This is a genomic window from Bacillus sp. B.PNR1 (assembly GCF_030386235.1).
In the GTDB taxonomy this organism is placed as follows: Bacteria; Bacillota; Bacilli; order Bacillales; family Bacillaceae; genus Bacillus; species Bacillus stercoris.
Map to the genome: position 1 here is coordinate 771,078 of NZ_JANYMN010000001.1, position 22,339 is coordinate 793,416.

The following is a 22,339-nucleotide window of genomic DNA, read 5'->3' on the forward strand; positions in this document are numbered from 1 at the left end:
ATGGAACTAAATTTCATATGATCAATCTTCGGGGCAGGGTGAAATTCCCTACCGGCGGTGATGAGCCAATGGCTCTAAGCCCGCGAGCTGTTTTTACAGCAGGATTCGGTGAGATTCCGGAGCCGACAGTACAGTCTGGATGGGAGAAGATGGAGGTTCATAAGCGTTTTGAAATTAAAGTTTTCAAACGTTTCTTTGCCTAGCCTAATTTTCGAAACCCCGCTTTTATATATGAAGCGGTTTTTTTATTGGCTGGAAAAGGACCTTTCCGTTTTCGAGTAAGATGTGATCGAAAAGGAGAGAGTGAAGTGAAAGTAAAAAAATTAGTTGTGGTCAGTATGCTGAGCAGCATTGCATTTGTTTTGATGCTGTTAAATTTCCCGTTTCCGGGTCTTCCGGATTATTTAAAAATCGATTTTAGCGATGTTCCCGCTATTATTGCCATTCTGATTTACGGACCTTTGGCGGGTATTGCCGTAGAAGCGATAAAAAATGTTCTTCAGTATATCATTCAGGGAAGCATGGCAGGAGTTCCTGTAGGGCAAATTGCGAATTTTATTGCAGGAACACTCTTTATATTGCCGACTGCTTTCTTATTTAAAAAGCTCAACTCAGCAAAGGGCTTGGCTGTCAGCCTGCTTTTGGGAACTGCAGCGATGACCATTTTGATGAGTATTTTAAATTATGTTCTGATTCTTCCTGCATACACGTGGTTTTTACATTCACCGGCATTATCCGACAGCGCGCTGAAAACAGCAGTCGTTGCGGGTATCCTGCCGTTTAACATGATAAAAGGTATTGTGATTACGGTTGTTTTCTCACTTATTTTTATCAAGCTTAAGCCTTGGATTGAGCAGCAGCGAAGTGCGCATATCCATTAAATAAAAAAGCTCCCGCCGGGGAGCTTTTTTTGTTACTTCTATTCAAATTTAAGCGGGTCGCCTTCAAATGGCTCATCCGCCACTTTGATGGAATCAGTAGGGCATCCTTCAAATGCGTCAATCATATCTTCTTCCAGTACCTCAGGAACTTCGACAACACCTTTGTTTTCGTCAAGCGTTACGAACGCGATGCCTTCATCATCGTAATCGTAAATGTCTGGTGCAGCAGCTCCGCAAGCGCCGCATGCAATACATGTATCTTTGTCTACGATTGTGTACTTTGCCATGAATAAAACCTCCCAGATTGTTCTTGGTGGAACAAATGGATCAATCTTTATAATTTAATCAATTTAACACCTATTCCTCTTACTTATTGTAATGATGTTGCTGCCACATTTCAACAGAAAAATGATTGAGAATGCTTATCACATAAGGGGTTATCTACATAACATCCCCCTTAATGATGACTTTAAACGTCGATTTCTGTTTGAAATCTGTTAAAATAAAAAGAGCAAATCAACGATTTTTGTCAGGAAGAATGTGGGTGAATAGGTTGTCATTAAATTACTTCGATATTATGGTTCTCGATTGCCTTTGCAAAATAAATGGGGAACGGTCGGGAAGCGCTGTTTTTCACCTATTCAAAGGCAAGAGATCGTCACAAACCATTCAAGATGCCGGCTTATTTCAGACTGCAAAATACTTTGGAATGGCGGCGCAATGTTCGAGAAACGATATTTCTGCGTCGCTTGACAAGCTTGAAAAGCATTCATATCTCGCGCCTTTGTCTGAAACAGATACATACAAAGTAACAGCCAGCGGCGAAGGAGTTTTGAGGCATGCCCTTAGTGAGCGGCCTTGGCCCGTTCATTGCCACGGTGCTCATTATCAGCAGGCTGCCAGCGTGCTTTGGAAAAGGCTTTCGCTGCTTGTGCAGGTCTTATCCCATAAGCAGAAAGGGAGCAGGCGATATATTCCTGTCACAAAGGATTACAAGACACTTCACTGGGTAAAGAAATACCTGTCCCGGCATACGGATCATAAAGAGATGGCAAGGAGCCTTTTCGCCATGCTTGAGGCGCATTTGAAAAAGATCGAAGACAAAGCAGCGCAAATTTTTGTCTACTCCTTAACCTCGCACGATCGGATCGGTTATACGAGCAGGCAGCTTGCTGACACGCTGAAAGAAGATGAATGGTATGTCTATATCATGTTTTGGGCTTCGGTACATTATTTTATTCATTCTCTTCCCGAGTGTGAAGATGCTTTGTTAAAGGATCTACTTTCTGATGTGCATTTAGATAATGCCCTGACAGAGTCAACGAGGAAAACATGGCAGATGGTCAAACAAGGGTTCCCGATACATCGAATTGCCGAAATCAGAAAGCTGAAAACAGCGACGATCGAAGACCATATTGTTGAGATTTCTCTTCACGAGCCTGCGTTTATAATTAATGACTATGTATCAGCAGAAGATCAAATCCAAATTGCAGCGTTTGCCAAACGGATGCGGACGAACAAAATCAAACAAATTCGTGACGGTCTGGGGCAGCGGTTCAGCTACTTTCAAATCAGACTGGCATTGACAAAGCAGGTGCAGCAATATGAGTAGATTACAGCAAACGTTACATCATTATTTTGGTTTTACTTCCTTTAAAAAAGGGCAGGAGGACATTATTAGAAGTATTCTCAGCGGGAAGGATACCATTGCAATGCTCCCGACTGGGGGAGGGAAATCGCTTTGCTACCAGCTGCCTGGTTATATGCTTGACGGCATGGTATTAATCGTTTCTCCACTGCTTTCTTTAATGGAAGATCAGGTGCAGCAGCTGAAAGCCCGAGGAGAAAAGCGTGCGGCCGCTTTGAACAGCATGCTTAACAGACAGGAAAGACAATTTGTTTTAGAACATATTCATCGCTATAAATTTTTGTACTTGTCCCCTGAGGCTCTGCAGTCTCCATATGTATTGGAAAAATTGAAAAACGTTCCGATCAGCCTTTTTGTTATTGATGAAGCACATTGTATATCTGAATGGGGCCACGACTTCAGGCCTGACTATTCAAAGCTCGGACAACTGAGAAAAATACTGGGACACCCGCCCGTTTTGGCATTGACTGCTACGGCTACAAAGGATACGCTGCAAGATGTCATGAACCTGCTAGAGCTGCAGCATGCTGACCAGCATCTCAACTCAGTCAACCGCCCGAATATCGCACTGAGGGTTGAAAATGCGGCGGATGCGGCCGAAAAAATAGATAGGGTCATTCAGTTGGTTGAAAACCTGCAAGGTCCAGGAATTGTTTATTGTCCGACACGGAAATGGGCCGAGGAATTAGCTGGTGAAATTAAAAGCAAAACAAGCAGCAGAGCAGACTTTTACCATGGCGGTTTGGAGTCAGGTGACAGAATTTTAATTCAGCAGCAGTTTATTCATAACCAGCTTGATGTGATATGTTGTACGAATGCGTTTGGAATGGGTGTCGATAAACCTGATATCAGATATGTGATTCATTTTCACCTTCCGCAGACGGCTGAAGCTTTTATGCAGGAAATCGGCAGAGCGGGCCGCGATGGAAAGCCGAGTGTCAGCATTTTGCTCCGGGCGCCAGGGGATTTTGAATTGCAGGAGCAGATTATCCAAATGGAGAGTGTCACAGCTGAAGAAATCGCCGACGTGATCCGTGTGCTAGAGAAGACGGAGGAGCGGGATGAGAGAAGACTGCGTGACGTATTAATGCAGTATGGCGCCGGAGAGACACAGGCCCGTATGATGATTCATCTCTTTATGCAGGGGAAAACGTCAGTTGAACTGATGAAGAAAGAAATTTCATACCGCATGGAGCTGAAGCTGGAAAAAATGCGCCGTGTATCTTTTCTGCTTCAGCGTGAGGGCTGTTTAAGGCAGTCACTGTTAACCTACTTTGATGAATCGTACGAGCCAGATGCCGGAAACTTCCCGTGCTGTTCTCATTGCGGTTTTGATTTATCCTTGTATGAACAAATAGGGGAACGGAGTAAAATGGCGCCATTAGACAGCTGGAGTTCGGAATTGCACCGGATATTCAGCTTGCAGACTGTAGGTGAGCTGAACTGAAACAGCAAAAAGATTATATTCAGCATATGTCTGACCGTGATATGCTGAAGCAGTTATATTTGACGCAGCTACTCATCATCTTTGCCGCAGCTGCAGCAGGGCTGTTCTTTTTTGAGGATATACGGGACGTACTAAAGCTCTGGGACATTCACGATATGCGAATCATCTGGTATGGTGTTTCTATAGCGGTTATTGTTATTTTAGCCGATATGGCAATAATGAAATGGTGCCCACATCATTTATACGATGACGGCGGAATCAATAAAAAAATATTCAGTAAGAGGTCAATCCCTCATATTATATTTTTAACGCTTCTGATTGCTTTCGCGGAAGAAATGTTATTCAGAGGAGTGCTGCAGACTCATATCGGTTTATGGGCGGCCAGCCTTATCTTTGCCGTTCTGCACTTTCGGTATTTGTCAAAATGGCTGTTATTTATTATGGTGACAGCAATCAGCTTTTTACTTGGTCTGATGTATGAATGGACCGGTAACTTATTTGTTCCGATGACGGCACATTTTATCATTGATGCCGTGTTTGCCTGTCAGATTCGTTTTCAACATGTGAGGAGGGATAAACATGACGAACATGTCGAGAGTAGAGAGAAGAAAAGCCCAGAATCTTTATGAAGATCAAAATGCCGCATTGGCGGACGATTATGTCGATGATGATGGTGAAAGCCTCCCGACAAGACAATCCGTAAAAAATCAAAGAGAACAGAAAAAAAAGCAAGGCAAAACAAAAACGCCATTATTTACAGTACTCGCTGTACTATTTGTATTTGTGCCGGTTATCGTTTTAGTTACCTTATTTTATTTAAAGAGCCACCCGGATAATCATGACGATTATGAAGATGTTTTTATCGACAGCAGCCAAAGCAAATACGAGGTTGTCCCGAAATCAGAGGATAAAAACAATGCCGACACTAAAGACACCAAAGAGACAGCACTGCAAAAGGAGTCAAAAAAAAAGCTTGAGGATTCAAAGGCGAAAGAGCCGGCAAAATCAGCTGCTGATCAAAAACAGACTGCTGTAGCGGAAAAAGAAGACTCGGCAAATAAGGAGGAAGCAACCGCCGCGGCTGCTTCCTCTTCCCAATCAACAGTACAACGGCAAGAACAGCAACAGCAGCCGGCTGAGCCAGCTCAACCTGAGCCGAATCGCATTGTCAAGCACACCGTTCAAAAGAAAGAAACGCTATACCGCATTTCCATGAAGTATTATAAAAGCCGGACAGGAGAAGAAAAAATTCGGGCGTATAATCATCTGAATGGAAATGATGTTTACACCGGACAAGTTTTGGACATCCCCTTAATGGATGAATAGGGCATTTTTTTTCTTTTACGTTCATATATTGTAGCAATGAAAATGGACAAGGTGTGAAGCGTATGGAATCCTTATGGAATCAGCTGGATCAGTTTACAGACGCGCCGACCAAACAGATGCTCCAAGCGCTGGTGAAGCGAAAACAAAAATTTGAAAATTATGCGTTGCAATGCCGCAGATGGCGATGGGCTTCACTTATTTGCTTAGGCTTATTATGTCTTATGATTATGCTCAAAAGCCCGGCGCCTCAGCTCGTTCTTCAAGAAATGCTCAGCCATACCTTTTATTTATTTTGGATGATGGCAACCGCTTTTGCATACTGCACTTCATATTACTTTAAGAAAAAGGAAGAAAAAGCTGAGGGTGATTTCCATAAACTGAGATGCGAAATTATTCAGAAAAGCACTGATCTTTGGCCGCAGCCGGATAAATGGAAGGCGAGAGAGTCTGTTTTTCAAATGATGAAGCACAGATATGACATTAATCTATATTTTGAAAGTAAATAAAATCGGGCGTTTTCTCAAACGGTAGAAACGTCTTTTTTTATTGTCCGTCTTATTGATAAGTTCTAAAAAAGAATGGAGAGTTTTTATGAAGCTATCAGTGAAAATTGCCAGTGTGCTGACTGTTGCGGCAGCGGCAATGACGGCAAAAATGTATTCAACTGCAAAAGGCAACCATTTAAAAACACATACGTTTCCTTTATCAAAAATGAAGGGCAAGCCGCCACTTACCATCTTTTTTATTTCGGATATTCACAAACGTCTTATCGATCAAGACCTTTTGGAAAAAGCGCGAAGCCATGCCCCTCACCTCGTAATCATCGGCGGAGATTTAGCTGAGGGCGGGGTGCCTATTGCGAGAATTGAGGAAAACATCAAAAGGCTCGCTGATTTAGGAGTTCCTGTTGTATTTGTGTGGGGGAATAATGATTATGAAGTCAAACAGCATAAGCTGTATTCCATATTCAAAGCGCACGGTGTCATCACTCTGAGGAATGAGTCAGTTCCGTTTTCGTACAACGGCCATACGATTGCGATTGCCGGGGTTGATGATATCAGGATGGAGATGGATCATTATGAGGAAGCCATTAAAGAACTTGACAAAAGCCAGCTGAATATTCTAGTTTGTCATAATCCGGAGATTCATGAGCAAATCAATGAAGGTGACGGTATTGATGTGATATTCAGCGGACATACCCATGGAGGTCAGATCAGGTTTGGGAAATTTGGCCCTTATGAACTGGGGAAAACAGGCATTGTTAAAAATGCGGCTTATCTGATCAGCAACGGCTACGGCACGACAAAAGTGCCTCTGCGTTTAGGTGCTGAGCCTGAAACACACATTGTGACTCTTTGCGGACCAGAGTAACTTCTAAAAAGCGAAAATCCATATGGCAATAAAAACTGCATTGTGCTTGTCTTACTAGTGAACTCAGTGTAAACTGATAACAATTAAGAACCTATGACTCATCATCTCATATAATGTGTTATATGATTTGTGTGCAAGTAGAGGCAGGAGGGAACGTTATGCGGCTTGAGCGTCTGAATTATAATAAGATCAAAATCTTTTTAACCCTCGATGATTTGACAGACCGGGGATTGACAAAAGAAGACCTCTGGAAGGACTCATTTAAAGTCCACCAGTTATTTAAAGATATGATGAATGAAGCAAATACAGAGCTCGGCTTTGAAGCGAATGGACCGATTGCAGTGGAAGTGTATTCTCTCCAAGCACAAGGGATGGTCGTGATCGTAACAAAGAACCAAGACGCCGATTCAGAAGACGATGAGTATGATGATGATTACATCGAAATGCAAGTCAAGCTTGATGAAAGCGCGGACATCATATATCAATTCCATTCCTTTGAAGATATCATTCAGCTTTCAGAAAGCTTACAGCGAATCGGTATCACAGGGGGAACTGTCTACCACTATGACGGGCAGTACTTTTTAAGCCTTGAAGATCTGGGGTCACATACGGCTGAGGGGGTTGTGGCGGTTCTGGCTGAATACGGCAATCCGACAACTTTAACGATTTATCGCCTGCAAGAGTATGGTAAGCTCATTATGGACGGTAATGCCGTTGAGACGATACAAACTCATTTTTCATAAGAATGCAACGGAAAACTGCTGATTTCACAGCAGTTTTTTTTCGGTAAAAAACATGGAAAAACATAACGTTTATTCTATGCACAGATCAGATGAAGGTGTATACTATTCTCTGAAAGGGAGCATGTGAGAAACAGAAGATTCTAGGAGGTTAACTCAAATGGCAGCCGATCGAAACACCGGTCATACAGAAGAGGACAAACTTGATGTATTAAAATCAACCCAAACCGTAATACATAAGGCTCTGGAAAAATTGGGGTATCCCGAAGAGGTATACGAACTGTTAAAAGAGCCGATGAGGTTATTAACGGTAAAAATACCTGTTCGTATGGACGACGGTTCAGTAAAGATTTTCACAGGTTATCGTGCGCAGCACAATGACTCTGTCGGTCCGACGAAAGGCGGGATACGTTTTCACCCGAACGTAACAGAAAAAGAGGTGAAGGCGCTTTCAATTTGGATGAGTTTAAAATGCGGCATAATTGATCTTCCATATGGCGGTGGTAAAGGCGGAATTGTTTGTGATCCAAGGGATATGTCGTTTAGAGAGCTGGAGCGTCTGAGCAGAGGGTATGTCAGAGCGATCAGCCAAATTGTCGGCCCGACAAAAGACGTGCCGGCGCCGGATGTATTTACAAACTCACAAATCATGGCTTGGATGATGGATGAGTATTCAAGAATTGATGAATTTAATTCGCCTGGATTTATTACAGGCAAGCCGCTTGTGCTTGGCGGATCTCACGGGAGAGAATCTGCGACAGCAAAAGGTGTAACCATCTGTATTAAAGAAGCGGCCAAGAAAAAAGGCATCGATATTAAAGGTGCGCGTGTCGTTGTCCAAGGCTTCGGAAACGCGGGAAGCTATTTGGCAAAATTCATGCATGATGCGGGAGCAAAGGTTGTCGGCATCTCAGATGCATATGGCGGACTTTATGATCCGGAAGGTCTTGATATCGATTATTTACTCGACCGACGCGACAGCTTCGGTACTGTAACAAAGCTTTTCAACGATACCATTACGAACCAAGAGCTGCTGGAGCTTGATTGTGATATTCTCGTTCCTGCTGCGATTGAAAATCAAATTACAGAAGAAAATGCCCATAATATCCGGGCTAAAATTGTCGTTGAAGCGGCGAACGGGCCAACAACGCTTGAAGGAACAAAAATTCTTTCAGACCGAGACATTCTGCTTGTACCAGACGTGCTGGCAAGTGCCGGTGGCGTAACAGTTTCTTATTTTGAATGGGTTCAGAATAACCAAGGCTTCTACTGGAGTGAAGAAGAGGTAGAAGAAAAATTAGAAAAAATGATGATCAAGTCATTTAACAATATTTACGAAATGGCTAATAACCGAAGAATTGACATGAGGCTAGCTGCATATATGGTCGGCGTACGCAAAATGGCTGAAGCTTCGCGTTTTAGAGGCTGGATATAAGTTGATGATTTGCATAAAAATAAAAAATCTCCTATGATAAAATAGGAGATTTTTTTATTCGGAAATAGAAAATATGAAGTGAAATGCCAATCGCAGGAGTTGACAGAAATGATTCAAGAAAAAGCAATTATTATAGGTGGAGGACCTTGTGGACTATCTGCTGCCATTCACCTAAAACAAATTGGCATTGATGCCCTCGTCATCGAAAAAGGCAATGTCGTTAACAGTATTTACAATTATCCGACACATCAAACCTTTTTCAGCTCAAGTGAAAAGCTCGAAATCGGAGATGTGGCATTTATTACAGAAAACAGGAAGCCTGTCAGAATTCAGGCTTTATCGTATTACCGGGAAGTCGTTAAACGGAAAAACATCCGTGTTAATGCGTTTGAAATGGTGCATAAAGTGACGAAAACAGAAAATAACGCATTCGTTATTGAGACGTCAAAAGAGACCTACACGACGCCATATTGTATCATCGCCACAGGCTATTATGATCATCCAAACTATATGAATATACCCGGTGAGGATTTGCCGAAAGTATTTCATTATTTTAAAGAAGGCCATCCGTATTTTGATAAAGATGTTGTGGTCATCGGCGGGAAAAATTCAAGCGTGGACGCCGCCCTTGAACTCGTGAAATCTGGAGCGCGTGTCACAGTTTTATATAGGGGCAATGAGTATTCGCCAAGCATTAAGCCGTGGATCTTGCCCGAATTTGAAGCGCTCGTCAGAAACGGTACAATCCGTATGGAATTTGGCGCCTGTGTCGAAAAAATCACCGAGGATGAAGTTGTGTTTCGTTCCGGAGAGAAAGAGCTCATTACCATTAAAAATGATTTTGTGTTTGCCATGACAGGCTATCATCCTGACCATCAATTTCTTGAAAAAATTGGTGTGGAGATTGATAAAGAAACAGGACGTCCATTTTTCAATGAAGAAACAATGGAGACGAACGTTGAAGGTGTCTTTATTGCCGGGGTTATTGCTGCGGGAAACAATGCAAATGAAATATTTATTGAAAACGGCAGGTTTCATGGAGGGCAAATCGCAGCGGAAATCGCCAAAAGAGAAAACCACTAAAGATGAGGAGCATATGATGCATTCGTATGCTCTTTTTGTTTTTTTACGTGCAGACAGATGTAAAATGATAAACAACATGGTAGGATAGACGTAGGAATATAAAGGAAAGAGGTTGCCTGATGTTTGCAATCATCTCTGCAGGAATTGCCCCCGGCATCGCGCTGTTAAGTTATTTTTATTTAAAAGATCAGTATGATAATGAACCTGTACATATGGTGCTTCGGTCGTTTTTTCTCGGGGTTGTTCTTGTATTTCCCACAATGTTTATCCAGTATGTACTTGAAAAAGAGAATGTAGGAGGCGGAAGCTTTTTCGTTTCTTTTTTATCTTCAGGGTTTTTAGAGGAATCATTAAAATGGTTTATACTGATGATCAGTGTTTACCCGCACGCCCATTTTGATGAGCATTATGATGGGATTGTGTACGGTGCAAGTGTATCACTCGGTTTTGCAACCCTCGAAAATATTCTTTATTTAATTGGCCACGGTGTGGAGCATGCGTTTGTCAGAGCGCTCCTGCCTGTTTCATGCCATGCCTTGATTGGTGTGATAATGGGATTTTACCTCGGAAAAGCGCGCTTTTCCGCTGATAAGGCGCGTGTGAAGTGGCTTGTTCTTTCTTTAGTTCTCCCATCCCTTTTGCATGGATCATATGATTTTATCCTGACAGCGCTTAGTAATTGGATTTATTACATGCTTCCATTTATGGTATTTTTATGGTGGTTTGGTTTGCGTAAAGCGAAAAAAGCCCGTTCCGTTAATATGATGCAAGTATAGAAGCCGCACAGCAATCGTGCGGCTTTTTTGTGTACAGTTTTTACAAAAGAGATTTTATGTTCTGAGGGATAACAAGGAAAGAGTGTATAAAAATAACCTCGTTACAGAAAATACGATTACACTTAAAAATTTGCTGTAGGAGGCTTGAAAAGATGAAGTCCAAAGGATCGATTATGGCATGTCTCATCCTTTTTTCCTTTACAATAACGACGTTTATTAATACTGAAACGATCTCTGCCTTTTCGAATCAGGTCATTCAAAGAGGGGCAACAGGGGATGATGTGGTCGAGCTTCAGGCGCGTCTTCAATACAACGGATATTATAACGGAAAAATTGACGGGGTTTATGGATGGGGAACATACTGGGCAGTTCGAAATTTTCAGGATCAATTCGGGTTAAAAGAGGTTGACGGCCTTGTCGGGGCTAAAACAAAGCATACCTTAATATGTAAATCTAAGTATTATCGTGAATATGTTATGGAACAGCTCAATAAAGGGAACACATTCACGCATTACGGAAAAATTCCGCTGAAGTATCAGACGAAACCGTCAAAAGCAGCAACACAAAAAGCAAGACAGCAAGCGGAAGCGAGGCAGAAACAGCCTGCGGAAAAAACAACGCAGCAGCCTAAAGCGAATGCGAATAAACAGCAAAACAATACACCAGCAAAAGCAAGAAAACAGGATGCGGTAGCAGCGAACATGCCTGGTGGATTTTCCAACAACGATATCAGGCTGCTTGCTCAAGCGGTTTATGGCGAAGCCCGGGGCGAGCCATACGAGGGGCAGGTTGCGATTGCAGCAGTCATTTTGAACCGTTTGAACAGCCCGTTATTTCCAAATTCAGTGGCGGGGGTTATTTTTGAGCCGCTTGCCTTCACAGCAGTAGCCGACGGGCAAATTTACATGCAGCCGAATGAAACGGCCCGAGAAGCGGTGCTGGATGCCATCAATGGCTGGGACCCGTCAGAGGAAGCACTTTACTACTTTAATCCGGATACGGCTACAAGTCCGTGGATTTGGGGGCGTCCGCAGATTAAAAGAATCGGTAAACACATTTTCTGTGAGTAGCAGATATGAGAAAGCATAAAAAGAGGTGTGATAAATGATCAGAGGAATTTTAATCGCCGTGCTTGGTATTGCAATAGTCGGTACAGGCTACTGGGGATACAAAGAACACCAGGAAAAAGACGCAGTTCTTCTTCATGCTGAAAATAACTATCAGCGGGCGTTTCATGAGCTTACCTATCAGGTGGATCAGCTTCATGATAAAATCGGAACAACACTTGCCATGAACAGCCAAAAATCACTGTCGCCTGCATTGATTGATGTGTGGAGGATTACTTCTGAAGCACATAACAGCGTCAGTCAGCTGCCGCTTACATTAATGCCGTTTAATAAAACGGAAGAGCTATTATCAAAGATCGGTGATTTCAGCTATAAAACGTCAGTCAGAGATTTGGACCAGAAGCCCCTTGATAAAAACGAGTATACATCACTAAATAAGCTTTATCAGCAGTCTGAAGATATCCAAAATGAATTGCGCCATGTTCAGCACCTTGTCATGAGCAAAAACCTTCGCTGGATGGACGTAGAAATGGCACTGGCTTCAGACGAAAAACAAAGTGACAATACAATTATCAACAGCTTTAAAACTGTCGAAAAGAATGTTGGTGCATTCTCCACTGGCACTGACCTTGGCCCAAGTTTCACCAGCACGAAAAAAGAAGAAAAGGGCTTCAGCCACCTGAAGGGAAAGCAAATTTCCGAACAGGAAGCAAAACAAATTGCTGAGCGCTTTGCCCCTGATGACAATTATTCAATTAAGGTGGTAAAGAGCGGAAAAAAAACAAATCGCGATGTATATAGCATCAGCATGAAAGACCCAGATCATAAAGCAGCGATTTATATGGATATCACGAAGAAGGGCGGGCATCCGGTATATTTGATCCAAAACAGAGAAGTGAAAAACCAGAAAATCAGTTTGAATGACGGATCGAACCGAGCGCTCGCATTTTTAAAGAAAAACGGATTTGAAACAGATGATTTGGAAATTGATGAAAGTGCCCAATATGATAAAATCGGCGTATTTTCATATGTCCCTGTTGAAAATAAAGTCCGGATGTACCCGGAGGCAATCCGCATGAAAGTGGCCTTGGATGACGGTGAGGTTGTCGGTTTTTCAGCAAGAGACTTCCTAACATCCCACAGAAAAAGAACTATACCTAAGCCGGCAATTACTGAAGCAGAGGCAAAATCTAAATTAAATAAAAATGTACAAGTGAGAGAAACAAGGCTCGCTTTAATTACAAATGAACTTGGTCAAGAAGTGTTATGCTATGAAATGCTCGGAACCATTGAAAATGACACATTTAGAATGTATATAAATGCCAATGATGGCACAGAAGAAAAGGTTGAAAAATTAAAAAATGCAGAGCCTATATATAAAGACCTATAAAAAACAGGAGGAAAGGACTAAATGTCTTTTCCTTTTTTTCATTACGTGCTTTAATAAAAACGTGAGTATAATGAATACGAAAGAGTGAAGTCAATGATAGAGATTGGAGAAAATGTACTTTTAGAATATATAGAAGAAAATGAATTGAAAAAGGCAAAAACTAAGGCGGTAAGCATCGAAAACAATGAGCTTTTGATCGCGTATCCGGTTGATGTAGTTACAGGGCGAACTGTGATTTTACATAATGATATGGAAGTAACGGTAGAGTTTGTGGGTAAAGACGAAGTTCCTTACCGCTTTTCAAGCCGTATAAAAGGCAAAGTGAAGGACAAACTTCAAATGATCTGTCTTGAAGTGCCTCCCCGTGAAAAAATGAAAAGAATCCAGCGCCGCCAGTATGTAAGAACTGATGCGGTATTAGATGTGCAAATTCAGCCGGCAAATGAAGAAGAATTCCGCACACTATCCTATAACATTAGTGCAGGCGGCATCGCCGTGGTTTTAGCTGATGGACGTTCTTTTCAAGCCGGGGAATCATTGCGCCTGATCATCTGTCTTTCTGAAGAGGAGCACACACGTCAAATAGAAACAGAAGCGGTTGTCAGACGTCTCTTTGATGACCCAAAGTCAGGAAAACGCAAAATGACTTTAGAGTATTCAGAAATTGCAGCAAGTGACCAGCAGGCTCTGCTTCAATACTGCATTCGGCGCCAGTTAAAAAAGAGAAGAAAAGCCCGAATGGAATAAACATCGTCAAACACTTCCATACTATTAGTAATGGAGGTGCTCCAATGAAAACATTTGAACGGCTGCTGATCAAATTAGTGTTCATTCAGGCCATCATTTTACTTGGTGTCCAATTTCTTTTTCACTATCAGCATATTGAACCATACGTATCAAAAGTGATTCAATATGAAGGGGTGGATAAAATGGCGGAAAACAATAGGATTGAAACGTTCAAACATTAATTATTCATCAATTTTTCACCCTTTTTCATAAAGTTCATGATACAATCCATAGAGGAGAAAAGAGCAAGGAGAGGAATTATGGAAAAGAAATTATCGATTGCAATCGACGGCCCGGCAGCTGCAGGGAAAAGCACTGTCGCCAAAATTGTGGCTGAGAAAAAATCGTACATATATATTGATACAGGAGCAATGTACCGGGCGATAACGTACGCGGCTTTACAAGAAAACGTTGAGCTGACAAATGAAGAAAAATTGGCTGAGCTATTAAAGCGGACTGACATTGAACTGATTACGACAAAAGAAGGACAAAAAGTGCTTGTAAACGGCACTGATGTAACTGAGGCGATCAGAACAGATGAAGTCAGCAACCAGGTTTCAATTGCGGCCAAGCATAGAAGTGTCAGAGAAGAAATGGTGAAACGCCAGCAGCAGCTTGGGGAAAAAGGCGGCGTTGTCATGGATGGTCGTGATATTGGAACTCACGTGCTGCCAAATGCAGAGGTGAAAATCTTTCTTTTGGCATCTGTTGAAGAGAGAGCGAAACGCCGTTATGAAGAAAATGTAAAAAAAGGCTTTGATGTCAACTACGAAACTTTAATTGAGGAAATTGCAAGAAGAGACAAGCTTGATTCAGAGCGTGAGGTATCTCCGCTGCGTAAAGCAGAAGACGCTCTTGAAATCGACACAACATCGCTTTCCATTCAAGAGGTAGCTGATAAAATCCTCGAGGCGGTGGAGCAAAAGTCCCGCTGAGGATGGCAAATGCCACTTTTTTTGAATTTTTCAACGAAGATAGAATGTTATTGCTTGACAAACCTGTCCTTTTATTAGAAGTTAATACTAATAAAACTTTTTATTGATCATTCAAAAAACTTTTTTGGATGATTCTTTAATACATATTCGGCTAAAAGCGGGCATGTTATATGTTCAGCTTTCAAACCGTTTTAATTAAGCTGTGTAGGTTTGGACCAAGGAGGTTATTCAAATGACAGAGGAAATGAATCAAATTGATGTTCAAGTGCCAGAGGTTGGAGATGTAGTTAAAGGGATTGTCACAAAGGTAGAGGACAAGCATGTAGATGTAGAAATTATCAATGTTAAACAATCCGGTATTATTCCAATCAGTGAATTATCAAGTCTTCATGTAGAGAAAGCATCGGATGTTGTTAAAGTAGACGACGAGCTTGACCTGAAAGTAACAAAAGTGGAAGACGATGCTTTGATTTTATCTAAACGTGCTGTTGATGCAGACCGCGCTTGGGAAGACCTTGAGAAAAAATTTGAAACAAAAGAAGTGTTTGAAGCTGAAGTAAAAGATGTCGTGAAAGGCGGCCTTGTCGTTGATATCGGCGTTCGCGGTTTTATTCCGGCATCGCTTGTTGAAGCACATTTCGTTGAAGATTTCACTGACTATAAAGGAAAAACACTGTCTCTGCTCGTTGTAGAGCTTGACCGTGATAAAAACCGCGTGATCCTTTCACACCGTGCCGTTGTTGAAAGTGAACAAGCGAATAAAAAACAGGAACTTCTTCAGTCTCTTGAAGTTGGAAGTGTACTTGATGGTAAAGTGCAGCGCCTGACTGACTTTGGCGCGTTTGTAGATATCGGCGGCATCGACGGACTTGTGCACATTTCACAACTTTCTCACTCACATGTAGAGAAACCGTCTGACGTTGTTGAAGAGGGACAAGAAGTAAAAGTGAAAGTGCTATCGGTTGACCGCGATAATGAACGTATTTCATTATCAATCAAAGATACACTGCCTGGACCTTGGAGCCAAATCGGCGAAAAAGTGAAGCCTGGCGATGTGCTTGAAGGAACTGTGCAGCGTCTTGTAAGCTTCGGTGCCTTTGTTGAAATCCTTCCAGGTGTTGAAGGTCTCGTTCATATTTCTCAAATTTCCAATAAACACATCGGCACGCCGCATGAAGTCCTTGAAGAAGGACAGACTGTAAAAGTGAAGGTTCTTGATGTGAATGAAAATGAGGAGCGCATTTCATTAAGCATGCGTGAACTTGAAGAAACGCCTAAAGCTGATCAGGAAGATTACCGTCAATATCAAGCGAAGGAAGAAACAAGCACTGGCTTCCAGCTTGGAGATCTGATCGGAGATAAGCTGAATAAACTAAAATAACTGGTGATAAACGTGACTCGAGCAGAACGAAAAAGACAACACATCAATCATGCCTTGTCCACCGGCCAAAAGCGGGAAACAGGTCTTGATGATATTACGTTTGTTCACGTCAGTCTGCCCGATCTTGCATTAGAACAAGTAGATATTTCCACAAAAATCGGCGAACTTTCAAGCAGTTCGCCGATTTTTATCAATGCAATGACTGGCGGCGGCGGAAAACTTACATATGAGATTAATAAATCGCTTGCGCGAGCGGCTTCTCAGGCTGGAATTCCCCTTGCTGTGGGATCGCAAATGTCAGCATTAAAAGATCCATCAGAGCGTCTTTCCTATGAAATTGTTCGAAAGGAAAACCCAAACGGGCTGATTTTTGCCAACCTGGGAAGCGAGGCAACGGCTGATCAGGCAAAGGAAGCAGTTGAGATGATTGGAGCAAACGCACTGCAGATCCACCTCAACGTGATTCAGGAAATTGTGATGCCTGAAGGAGACAGAAGCTTTAGCGGAGCACTGGAACGTATTGAACAAATTTGCAGTCATGTCAGTGTACCAGTCATTGTGAAAGAAGTCGGATTCGGTATGAGCAAAGAATCAGCAGGGAAGCTGTATGAAGCTGGTGCTGCAGCTGTTGACATTGGCGGTTATGGGGGGACGAATTTCTCGAAAATTGAAAATCTCCGAAGGCAGCGGCAAATCACCTTTTTTAATTCGTGGGGCATTTCAACAGCTGCAAGTTTGGCGGAAATCCGCTCTGAGTTTCCCGCAAGCACCATGATCGCCTCTGGCGGCCTGCAGGATGCACTTGACGTGGCAAAGGCAATTGCGCTGGGAGCCTCTTGTACCGGAATGGCAGGGCATTTTTTAAAAGCGCTGACTGACAGTGGTGAGGAAGGACTGCTTGAGGAGATTCAGCTGATTCTTGAGGAATTAAAGATGATTATGACCGTGCTGGGCGCCAGTACGATTGCCGATTTACAAAAGGCGCCTCTTGTGATCAAAGGTGAAACCCATCATTGGCTCACAGAAAGAGGGGTCAATACATCAAACTATAGTGTGCGATAAATGATAAAAGCCCAAAACCATATGTGGTTTGGGCTTTTTGCATTATGATTTTCGTTTTTTGAATCTTCCGTTTTGTTCAAGGCTTGTCGCTCCGTCATAGTGAATGGACTGGTCGCGGTCTGATTCGACTCTTCCTGAAGCTTTGAGTTTTTTTTCCTGTCTGTCTTTTCCCATGATCATACTCCTTAATTGTGAGAGAGATTGTTTAAAAAATGCGCTTGGGCTCCATACTGGAAATATGGAGGAAGTGTAAAATGGAACAATTTTATTACTATTGGTCAATGTGGTTTCTGTGGGTTCTGACAACATTTATTATCGAAAAGACAAAAAGACGATTTGCCGTCTCTGTCTTTATTTTAACTAATATTATTCTTAGCATACATGACATCGCTTTATATTTTTCCCTTAACGCTGCATATATGATGTTTTTCGTTTGCGGGTGTGTCTATGCCGGGTATTTAGAAATGTATCGTTTCCGTTACATTCTAGTCTGTCTGACGCTTGTTGCCGCGTATGCGTTTGTTTATCTTTTTGCATTATATGACCCGGTTTGGTTCATCATAAAACCTGAGTGGGCTGCCGTTATATTAATAGTGCTTTTGACAGCTTCTGTTGAAAGGGATTTTGAGAAGCAGCTTGCCTTATTTGTCCTCGGAATGTGCCAAGGGGAACTGGTGTATTCATTTGTGATTCAGAAGTTGGCCGGGGCTTTGGCTGTCGGCGGCTTTCAATGGCTGAATGCGTGTTCTGCGGGGATGATATTGCTGTTTGGCATATCTAAATACGAACAGCTCGCAAGCCAGATTGGTCAGAAAAGCAAAAGATCAAACAAAGGAGCTACCAAAATGTCATGAGTGATTACATCTATCCGATTATTGCGGGGGTCATCGCCGGTATTGCAACAAGGCTTTATATGCTGAAAACGGATTATCGCCAGTATCCGACCTATATTCATGGGAAAGTGATTCATATCGCTCTGGGGATGATAGCGGCTGGTTTAGGTGCAATTATTATGCCGGCGCTTTTGCAGCAGGAATTTACGGCCATCACATTTTTAACGTTGGCAGCGACGCAATTTAGAGATGTTCGAAACATGGAGCGGAACACATTGACACAAATGGATTCGTATGAACTTGTCTCGAGGGGAAGCACATATATTGAGGGGATTGCTATTGCGTTTGAAAGCAGAAATTATATTGTGATCTTTACAGCACTTTTGACAACTTCCGCGTATGTGTTTTTATCCATCTGGGCTGCAGTCATAGCGGCTGTCGTTTGTTTCTTACTGGCCATGAAATTTATGTCTGGCAGTGTGTTAAAGGATATTGTAGACATCGAGTACATAAAGCCGCGCTTTGACGGTCCGGGCTTGTTTGTTGATAATATTTATATGATGAATATCGGGCTTCCAGAGAAACAGGAACTGATTTTAAAGCATGGCATGGGCTTTATTTTGACGCCAAAAAACTTTAATTCAGCAGCGACGATAGCCAATTTAGGGCAGCGTCAGGCGATTTTATTTGATGTTTCAAATGTGCTCGGGGTTTATCGAGATTCAGGAGAGCCGTCTCTGTCCCCAATTGCAAAACGGGATTTAAATGACGGGAGAGTGGCAGTTTTTGTTCTGCCGCAAATTCACCATCCCGAAACGGCAGTACAGATTATTAGCAATGTTCCAACCCTGGAAAATGCGATTAGAATGCCGACAGAGTTTATCAAGAATCAGGATAAGGTGATAGGATGAGTGAATCTCTCACGAAAGTGATTTTGTCTGTGATTACGACAAATCGAAACCGGGCTGCAGGGGGAGCGCCTGTCTTTTTTTGCAATGACCAAAAGGAGATGGAGCTTTTCGCTAAAAATCTTGAGGCAATCCTTGATGGAATAGCGCATAGAATCGGAGATGACGTGTATTTGATCGTGAAACATTTTTAAGAATAGTTGTGATCCCAGTAAAAACTGATATAATAAATGAGTTAAGCCCTTCCTCTGAAGGGTTTCTTTTCATAAAAGTGAATGAAATGATTTTAATAACCGGTTGAAAATTTATGTAAAAATGAAAGCGGCTGGATCGAAAGGAAGGGTACTATGGGTAAACCTGTCGTAGCCATTGTCGGGAGACCAAATGTAGGAAAATCCACAATCTTTAACCGGATTGCGGGAGAAAGAATTTCAATAGTAGAAGATACCCCTGGCGTGACAAGGGATCGGATATACAGCTCGGCTGAATGGCTGAATTATGATTTTAATTTGATTGATACGGGCGGTATTGATATTGGTGATGAGCCGTTCTTAGCTCAAATTCGCCAGCAGGCTGAAATCGCCATGGATGAAGCGGACGTGATCGTTTTTATGGTGAACGGCCGTGAAGGCGTGACAGCTGCTGATGAAGAAGTAGCGAAAATTTTGTACCGCACAAAAAAGCCTGTTGTTTTAGCGGTTAATAAACTGGATAACACAGAAATGAGAGCGAATATTTATGATTTTTATTCGCTAGGCTTTGGCGAGCCATATCCAATTTCGGGAACACACGGACTCGGACTGGGTGATTTACTGGATGCCGTTGCAGAGCATTTTAAAAACATTCCAGAAACGAAATACAATGAGGAAGTTGTTCAATTCTGTCTGATCGGACGTCCAAATGTCGGAAAGTCCTCACTTGTGAACGCCATGCTCGGCGAAGAACGCGTTATTGTCAGCAACGTGGCTGGAACGACAAGAGATGCTGTTGATACGTCATTTACTTACAACCAGCAGGAGTTTGTCATTGTCGATACTGCAGGTATGCGAAAAAAAGGGAAAGTCTATGAAACGACTGAGAAGTATAGTGTACTGCGGGCGCTGAAAGCGATTGACCGCTCAGAAGTCGTGGCGGTTGTGCTTGATGGCGAAGAAGGCATTATTGAACAGGACAAGCGTATCGCCGGTTATGCACACGAAGCGGGCAAGGCCGTCGTAATCGTCGTAAACAAATGGGATGCTGTTGACAAAGATGAGAGCACGATGAAAGAATTTGAAGAAAATATTCGCGATCATTTTCAATTTTTGGATTATGCGCCAATCCTATTTATGTCTGCCTTAACGAAAAAACGTATCCATACGCTGATGCCTGCGATTATCAAAGCAAGTGAAAATCATTCACTTCGAGTTCAAACGAACGTCTTAAATGATGTCATCATGGATGCTGTGGCAATGAATCCGACACCGACTCATAACGGTTCGCGTTTGAAAATTTACTATGCGACCCAAGTGTCGGTGAAGCCGCCAAGCTTCGTTGTGTTTGTAAATGATCCTGAATTGATGCATTTTTCATACGAACGGTTTTTAGAAAACCGAATCAGAGACGCGTTCGGTTTTGAGGGGACACCAATCAAAATATTTGCAAGAGCTAGAAAATAAAAAGGTGTGAATCAAACATGAAAAAAGTCACAATGCTTGGAGCGGGGAGTTGGGGAACAGCACTGGCTTTAGTTCTAACTGATAATGGAAATGAAGTGTGTGTGTGGGCTCACCGTGCAGATTTAATTCATCAAATTAATGAGTTGCATGAAAACAAGGATTATTTGCCGAATGTTAAGCTGTCTACATCCATTAAAGGAACAACAGATATGAAAGAGGCTGTGGCAGACGCAGATGTCATTATCGTTGCGGTTCCGACAAAAGCGATTCGGGAAGTGCTGAGGCAGGCAGTCCCTTTTATAACGAAAAAGGCAGTCTTTGTCCATGTCAGCAAGGGGATAGAGCCGGATTCACTCCTGCGCATTTCTGAAATTATGGAAGTAGAGCTTCCGAGTGATGTCAGAAAAGATATCGTTGTCCTTTCCGGTCCGAGTCATGCGGAAGAAGTAGGGCTGCGGCACCCTACAACTGTTACTGCATCTTCAAAAAGCATGAAAGCAGCGGAAGAGGTGCAGGATTTATTTATTAATCACAATTTTCGGGTGTACACAAATCCTGATGTTATCGGAGTTGAAATCGGAGGGGCTTTAAAAAATATTATCGCCCTTGCCGCAGGAATTACAGACGGTTTAGGGTACGGTGACAACGCCAAAGCTGCCTTGATTACACGCGGACTTGCCGAAATCGCGAGACTCGGAACGAAAATGGGCGGGAATCCCTTGACGTTTTCTGGATTGACAGGAGTAGGCGATCTAATTGTGACATGCACAAGTGTTCATTCCAGAAACTGGCGTGCGGGCAATTTGCTCGGAAAAGGGTACAAGCTTGAAGACGTTCTTGAAGAGATGGGAATGGTAGTCGAAGGCGTCCGAACGACGAAAGCGGCTTACCAGCTTTCGAAGAAATATGATGTCAAAATGCCGATTACAGAGGCGCTCCATCAGGTTCTATTCAACGGACAAAAAGTGGAAACCGCTGTTGAATCTTTAATGGCGAGAGGGAAAACCCACGAGATGGAGGATTTAGTAAATACGTTTGAAAATCAAGTGAAGTAAAAGTGCCAATCGTATAATGAATCGCATATCTTAATTGAACGAAAGCCCGAAAAACAGAAGAATACCCAAGTCTTGGGATCTCCTGAAACATTTTGCCGATTTAGGCAATAGAGGATGCATCTGTGTGCCAAGTCGCATACTATAGCATCGAAGTCCAAGAGAGTGTTTCTTAAACGTGCAGGTGAATATAGTCAAGTTGACTGAAGCGAAGGTCCCCCTCTTTGCTTCAGTTTTTTTGGTTCTATCAAAGGATGGAAAATCTGGTTGATCTTTTCCGGTGCTGTATATTAAAATAAAATATAACGCTTACATCATACATATCGGGGAGGCGCACGTCATTGAATCTGGCATTGATGAAAATGTGGTTTGCTCTAGGGTCCATGGGTTTGATGTTTCTGGCTGTCGCTTCCATCTATTTCAGTCGTTTTAAGTGCCAAAACCGTTTTTTGAAGATTACGATTTCATCATTCGCTTACATGTGTATGCTCATATCTGGAATTATTGTGTTTGTCGTGGTTTTTAGCGGCCCTGTCAATGAATAAAGCTGTAAAAGGAAG

At 42.4% G+C, this 22,339-nt stretch carries 26 protein-coding genes and 1 riboswitch; of the genes, 24 read left to right on the forward strand and 2 right to left on the reverse strand.

Annotated features, from left to right (window positions below; translation table 11 throughout):
- Positions 1-20: 20 nt before the first annotated feature.
- Positions 21-155: riboswitch (FMN riboswitch) on the forward strand.
- Between the two features lie 153 nt (positions 156-308).
- Positions 309-881, forward strand: a complete 573-nt coding sequence (gene fmnP / locus NZD81_RS04275) for a riboflavin transporter FmnP (RefSeq protein WP_014664441.1) — start codon at positions 309-311, stop codon at positions 879-881.
- Between the two features lie 38 nt (positions 882-919).
- Here the strand turns inward: fmnP and NZD81_RS04280 are convergent, their stop codons facing one another.
- The gene (locus NZD81_RS04280; RefSeq protein ID WP_003225461.1) at positions 920-1,168 is read right to left on the reverse strand and encodes a ferredoxin; all 249 of its coding nucleotides are present in this window, start codon (positions 1,166-1,168) and stop codon (positions 920-922) included.
- A gap of 266 nt (positions 1,169-1,434) precedes the next feature.
- Between NZD81_RS04280 and NZD81_RS04285 the strand changes: the two genes are divergently transcribed.
- From NZD81_RS04285 to fni, 17 genes are all read left to right on the forward strand, one after another.
- On the forward strand, positions 1,435-2,493 hold the full coding sequence (locus tag NZD81_RS04285; protein WP_069150772.1) for a YpbB family protein: 1,059 nt from the start codon (positions 1,435-1,437) through the stop codon (positions 2,491-2,493).
- On the forward strand, positions 2,486-3,976 hold the full coding sequence (locus tag NZD81_RS04290) for a RecQ family ATP-dependent DNA helicase (RefSeq protein WP_103032277.1): 1,491 nt from the start codon (positions 2,486-2,488) through the stop codon (positions 3,974-3,976). The genes NZD81_RS04285 and NZD81_RS04290 overlap by 8 nt, the downstream gene beginning before the upstream one ends.
- A 26-nt stretch (positions 3,977-4,002) precedes the next feature.
- Positions 4,003-4,605: a CPBP family intramembrane glutamic endopeptidase gene (locus NZD81_RS04295; protein WP_187360239.1), complete on the forward strand. Its 603-nt coding sequence runs from the start codon at positions 4,003-4,005 to the stop codon at positions 4,603-4,605.
- Positions 4,556-5,302, forward strand: a complete 747-nt coding sequence (locus NZD81_RS04300; protein WP_206868965.1) for a LysM peptidoglycan-binding domain-containing protein — start codon at positions 4,556-4,558, stop codon at positions 5,300-5,302. Before NZD81_RS04295 ends, NZD81_RS04300 begins: the two co-directional genes overlap by 50 nt.
- Before the next feature lie 62 nt (positions 5,303-5,364).
- On the forward strand, positions 5,365-5,808 hold the full coding sequence (locus NZD81_RS04305) for a YpbF family protein (RefSeq protein ID WP_136654167.1): 444 nt from the start codon (positions 5,365-5,367) through the stop codon (positions 5,806-5,808).
- Positions 5,809-5,893: 85 nt separating this feature from the next.
- Positions 5,894-6,673, forward strand: coding sequence for a metallophosphoesterase (locus NZD81_RS04310; protein WP_040082753.1), 780 nt, complete (start codon positions 5,894-5,896; stop codon positions 6,671-6,673).
- Between the two features lie 158 nt (positions 6,674-6,831).
- Entirely contained in the window at positions 6,832-7,416 is a 585-nt protein-coding gene (locus NZD81_RS04315) for a genetic competence negative regulator (protein WP_003230533.1), read from the forward strand.
- Between the two features lie 157 nt (positions 7,417-7,573).
- Positions 7,574-8,848: an NAD-specific glutamate dehydrogenase gene (gudB, locus tag NZD81_RS04320; protein ID WP_014664433.1), complete on the forward strand. Its 1,275-nt coding sequence runs from the start codon at positions 7,574-7,576 to the stop codon at positions 8,846-8,848.
- A 108-nt stretch (positions 8,849-8,956) separates the two neighbouring features.
- Positions 8,957-9,931 (forward strand): YpdA family putative bacillithiol disulfide reductase, encoded by a 975-nt coding sequence (locus NZD81_RS04325; protein ID WP_069839207.1) that lies wholly within the window; start codon positions 8,957-8,959, stop codon positions 9,929-9,931.
- A gap of 119 nt (positions 9,932-10,050) precedes the next feature.
- Positions 10,051-10,707: a glutamic-type intramembrane protease PrsW gene (gene prsW, locus NZD81_RS04330; protein WP_014664431.1), complete on the forward strand. Its 657-nt coding sequence runs from the start codon at positions 10,051-10,053 to the stop codon at positions 10,705-10,707.
- Positions 10,708-10,859: 152 nt separating this feature from the next.
- The gene (gene sleB, locus NZD81_RS04335) at positions 10,860-11,777 is read left to right on the forward strand and encodes a spore cortex-lytic enzyme (protein WP_014664430.1); all 918 of its coding nucleotides are present in this window, start codon (positions 10,860-10,862) and stop codon (positions 11,775-11,777) included.
- A gap of 34 nt (positions 11,778-11,811) precedes the next feature.
- A complete protein-coding gene (ypeB, locus tag NZD81_RS04340; protein WP_014664429.1) occupies positions 11,812-13,164 on the forward strand; it encodes a germination protein YpeB in 1,353 nt (450 codons plus the stop codon).
- Positions 13,165-13,257: 93 nt separating this feature from the next.
- Positions 13,258-13,911: a cyclic di-GMP receptor DgrA gene (locus tag NZD81_RS04345; protein WP_040082756.1), complete on the forward strand. Its 654-nt coding sequence runs from the start codon at positions 13,258-13,260 to the stop codon at positions 13,909-13,911.
- 44 nt (positions 13,912-13,955) lie between these two features.
- Complete coding sequence (locus tag NZD81_RS04350; RefSeq protein WP_052438154.1) at positions 13,956-14,132, forward strand: YpfB family protein; 177 nt, start codon at positions 13,956-13,958, stop codon at positions 14,130-14,132.
- A gap of 78 nt (positions 14,133-14,210) precedes the next feature.
- Positions 14,211-14,885 (forward strand): (d)CMP kinase, encoded by a 675-nt coding sequence (gene cmk, locus NZD81_RS04355; protein WP_040082757.1) that lies wholly within the window; start codon positions 14,211-14,213, stop codon positions 14,883-14,885.
- 232 nt (positions 14,886-15,117) lie between these two features.
- Positions 15,118-16,266 (forward strand): 30S ribosomal protein S1, encoded by a 1,149-nt coding sequence (gene rpsA / locus NZD81_RS04360; RefSeq protein WP_014477197.1) that lies wholly within the window; start codon positions 15,118-15,120, stop codon positions 16,264-16,266.
- Positions 16,267-16,278: 12 nt separating this feature from the next.
- Positions 16,279-17,328 (forward strand): type 2 isopentenyl-diphosphate Delta-isomerase, encoded by a 1,050-nt coding sequence (gene fni, locus NZD81_RS04365; protein WP_289859678.1) that lies wholly within the window; start codon positions 16,279-16,281, stop codon positions 17,326-17,328.
- Positions 17,329-17,370: 42 nt separating this feature from the next.
- Here fni and NZD81_RS04370 read toward each other — a convergent pair whose 3' ends face one another.
- Positions 17,371-17,502: a YpzI family protein gene (locus NZD81_RS04370; protein ID WP_003225499.1), complete on the reverse strand. Its 132-nt coding sequence runs from the start codon at positions 17,500-17,502 to the stop codon at positions 17,371-17,373.
- 80 nt (positions 17,503-17,582) lie between these two features.
- Between NZD81_RS04370 and NZD81_RS04375 the strand changes: the two genes are divergently transcribed.
- The 6 genes from NZD81_RS04375 to NZD81_RS04400 all read left to right on the forward strand — a co-directional run bounded on the left by NZD81_RS04375 (position 17,583) and on the right by NZD81_RS04400 (position 22,324).
- On the forward strand, positions 17,583-18,182 hold the full coding sequence (locus NZD81_RS04375; protein WP_069149793.1) for a YphA family membrane protein: 600 nt from the start codon (positions 17,583-17,585) through the stop codon (positions 18,180-18,182).
- A complete protein-coding gene (locus NZD81_RS04380; RefSeq protein ID WP_282372513.1) occupies positions 18,179-19,072 on the forward strand; it encodes a YIEGIA family protein in 894 nt (297 codons plus the stop codon). The genes NZD81_RS04375 and NZD81_RS04380 overlap by 4 nt, the downstream gene beginning before the upstream one ends.
- Positions 19,069-19,263, forward strand: coding sequence for a capping complex subunit for YIEGIA (locus tag NZD81_RS04385; protein ID WP_004398137.1), 195 nt, complete (start codon positions 19,069-19,071; stop codon positions 19,261-19,263). Before NZD81_RS04380 ends, NZD81_RS04385 begins: the two co-directional genes overlap by 4 nt.
- A gap of 153 nt (positions 19,264-19,416) precedes the next feature.
- Positions 19,417-20,727, forward strand: coding sequence for a ribosome biogenesis GTPase Der (gene der / locus NZD81_RS04390; RefSeq protein WP_014664422.1), 1,311 nt, complete (start codon positions 19,417-19,419; stop codon positions 20,725-20,727).
- Positions 20,728-20,744: 17 nt separating this feature from the next.
- Complete coding sequence (locus tag NZD81_RS04395) at positions 20,745-21,782, forward strand: NAD(P)H-dependent glycerol-3-phosphate dehydrogenase (RefSeq protein ID WP_040082759.1); 1,038 nt, start codon at positions 20,745-20,747, stop codon at positions 21,780-21,782.
- A gap of 338 nt (positions 21,783-22,120) precedes the next feature.
- Positions 22,121-22,324 (forward strand): DUF2768 domain-containing protein, encoded by a 204-nt coding sequence (locus NZD81_RS04400; RefSeq protein ID WP_014664420.1) that lies wholly within the window; start codon positions 22,121-22,123, stop codon positions 22,322-22,324.
- The last annotated feature ends 15 nt before the right edge of the window (positions 22,325-22,339 follow it).

What these genes read in the sequence shown, in the direction of transcription:
- NZD81_RS04280 (WP_003225461.1), bottom strand. Translation starts at nt 1,168, where the DNA reads ATGGCAAAGTACACAATCGTAGACAAAGATACATGTATTGCATGCGGC.
- NZD81_RS04290 (WP_103032277.1), top strand. Translation starts at nt 2,486, where the DNA reads ATGAGTAGATTACAGCAAACGTTACATCATTATTTTGGTTTTACTTCC.
- NZD81_RS04295 (WP_187360239.1), top strand. Translation starts at nt 4,003, where the DNA reads ATGTCTGACCGTGATATGCTGAAGCAGTTATATTTGACGCAGCTACTC.
- NZD81_RS04300 (WP_206868965.1), top strand. Translation starts at nt 4,556, where the DNA reads ATGACGAACATGTCGAGAGTAGAGAGAAGAAAAGCCCAGAATCTTTAT.
- NZD81_RS04305 (WP_136654167.1), top strand. Translation starts at nt 5,365, where the DNA reads ATGGAATCCTTATGGAATCAGCTGGATCAGTTTACAGACGCGCCGACC.
- NZD81_RS04310 (WP_040082753.1), top strand. Translation starts at nt 5,894, where the DNA reads ATGAAGCTATCAGTGAAAATTGCCAGTGTGCTGACTGTTGCGGCAGCG.
- NZD81_RS04315 (WP_003230533.1), top strand. Translation starts at nt 6,832, where the DNA reads ATGCGGCTTGAGCGTCTGAATTATAATAAGATCAAAATCTTTTTAACC.
- gudB (WP_014664433.1), top strand. Translation starts at nt 7,574, where the DNA reads ATGGCAGCCGATCGAAACACCGGTCATACAGAAGAGGACAAACTTGAT.
- NZD81_RS04325 (WP_069839207.1), top strand. Translation starts at nt 8,957, where the DNA reads ATGATTCAAGAAAAAGCAATTATTATAGGTGGAGGACCTTGTGGACTA.
- prsW (WP_014664431.1), top strand. Translation starts at nt 10,051, where the DNA reads ATGTTTGCAATCATCTCTGCAGGAATTGCCCCCGGCATCGCGCTGTTA.
- sleB (WP_014664430.1), top strand. Translation starts at nt 10,860, where the DNA reads ATGAAGTCCAAAGGATCGATTATGGCATGTCTCATCCTTTTTTCCTTT.
- ypeB (WP_014664429.1), top strand. Translation starts at nt 11,812, where the DNA reads ATGATCAGAGGAATTTTAATCGCCGTGCTTGGTATTGCAATAGTCGGT.
- NZD81_RS04345 (WP_040082756.1), top strand. Translation starts at nt 13,258, where the DNA reads ATGATAGAGATTGGAGAAAATGTACTTTTAGAATATATAGAAGAAAAT.
- NZD81_RS04350 (WP_052438154.1), top strand. Translation starts at nt 13,956, where the DNA reads ATGAAAACATTTGAACGGCTGCTGATCAAATTAGTGTTCATTCAGGCC.
- cmk (WP_040082757.1), top strand. Translation starts at nt 14,211, where the DNA reads ATGGAAAAGAAATTATCGATTGCAATCGACGGCCCGGCAGCTGCAGGG.
- rpsA (WP_014477197.1), top strand. Translation starts at nt 15,118, where the DNA reads ATGACAGAGGAAATGAATCAAATTGATGTTCAAGTGCCAGAGGTTGGA.
- NZD81_RS04370 (WP_003225499.1), bottom strand. Translation starts at nt 17,502, where the DNA reads ATGGGAAAAGACAGACAGGAAAAAAAACTCAAAGCTTCAGGAAGAGTC.
- NZD81_RS04375 (WP_069149793.1), top strand. Translation starts at nt 17,583, where the DNA reads ATGGAACAATTTTATTACTATTGGTCAATGTGGTTTCTGTGGGTTCTG.
- NZD81_RS04380 (WP_282372513.1), top strand. Translation starts at nt 18,179, where the DNA reads ATGAGTGATTACATCTATCCGATTATTGCGGGGGTCATCGCCGGTATT.
- NZD81_RS04385 (WP_004398137.1), top strand. Translation starts at nt 19,069, where the DNA reads ATGAGTGAATCTCTCACGAAAGTGATTTTGTCTGTGATTACGACAAAT.
- der (WP_014664422.1), top strand. Translation starts at nt 19,417, where the DNA reads ATGGGTAAACCTGTCGTAGCCATTGTCGGGAGACCAAATGTAGGAAAA.
- NZD81_RS04395 (WP_040082759.1), top strand. Translation starts at nt 20,745, where the DNA reads ATGAAAAAAGTCACAATGCTTGGAGCGGGGAGTTGGGGAACAGCACTG.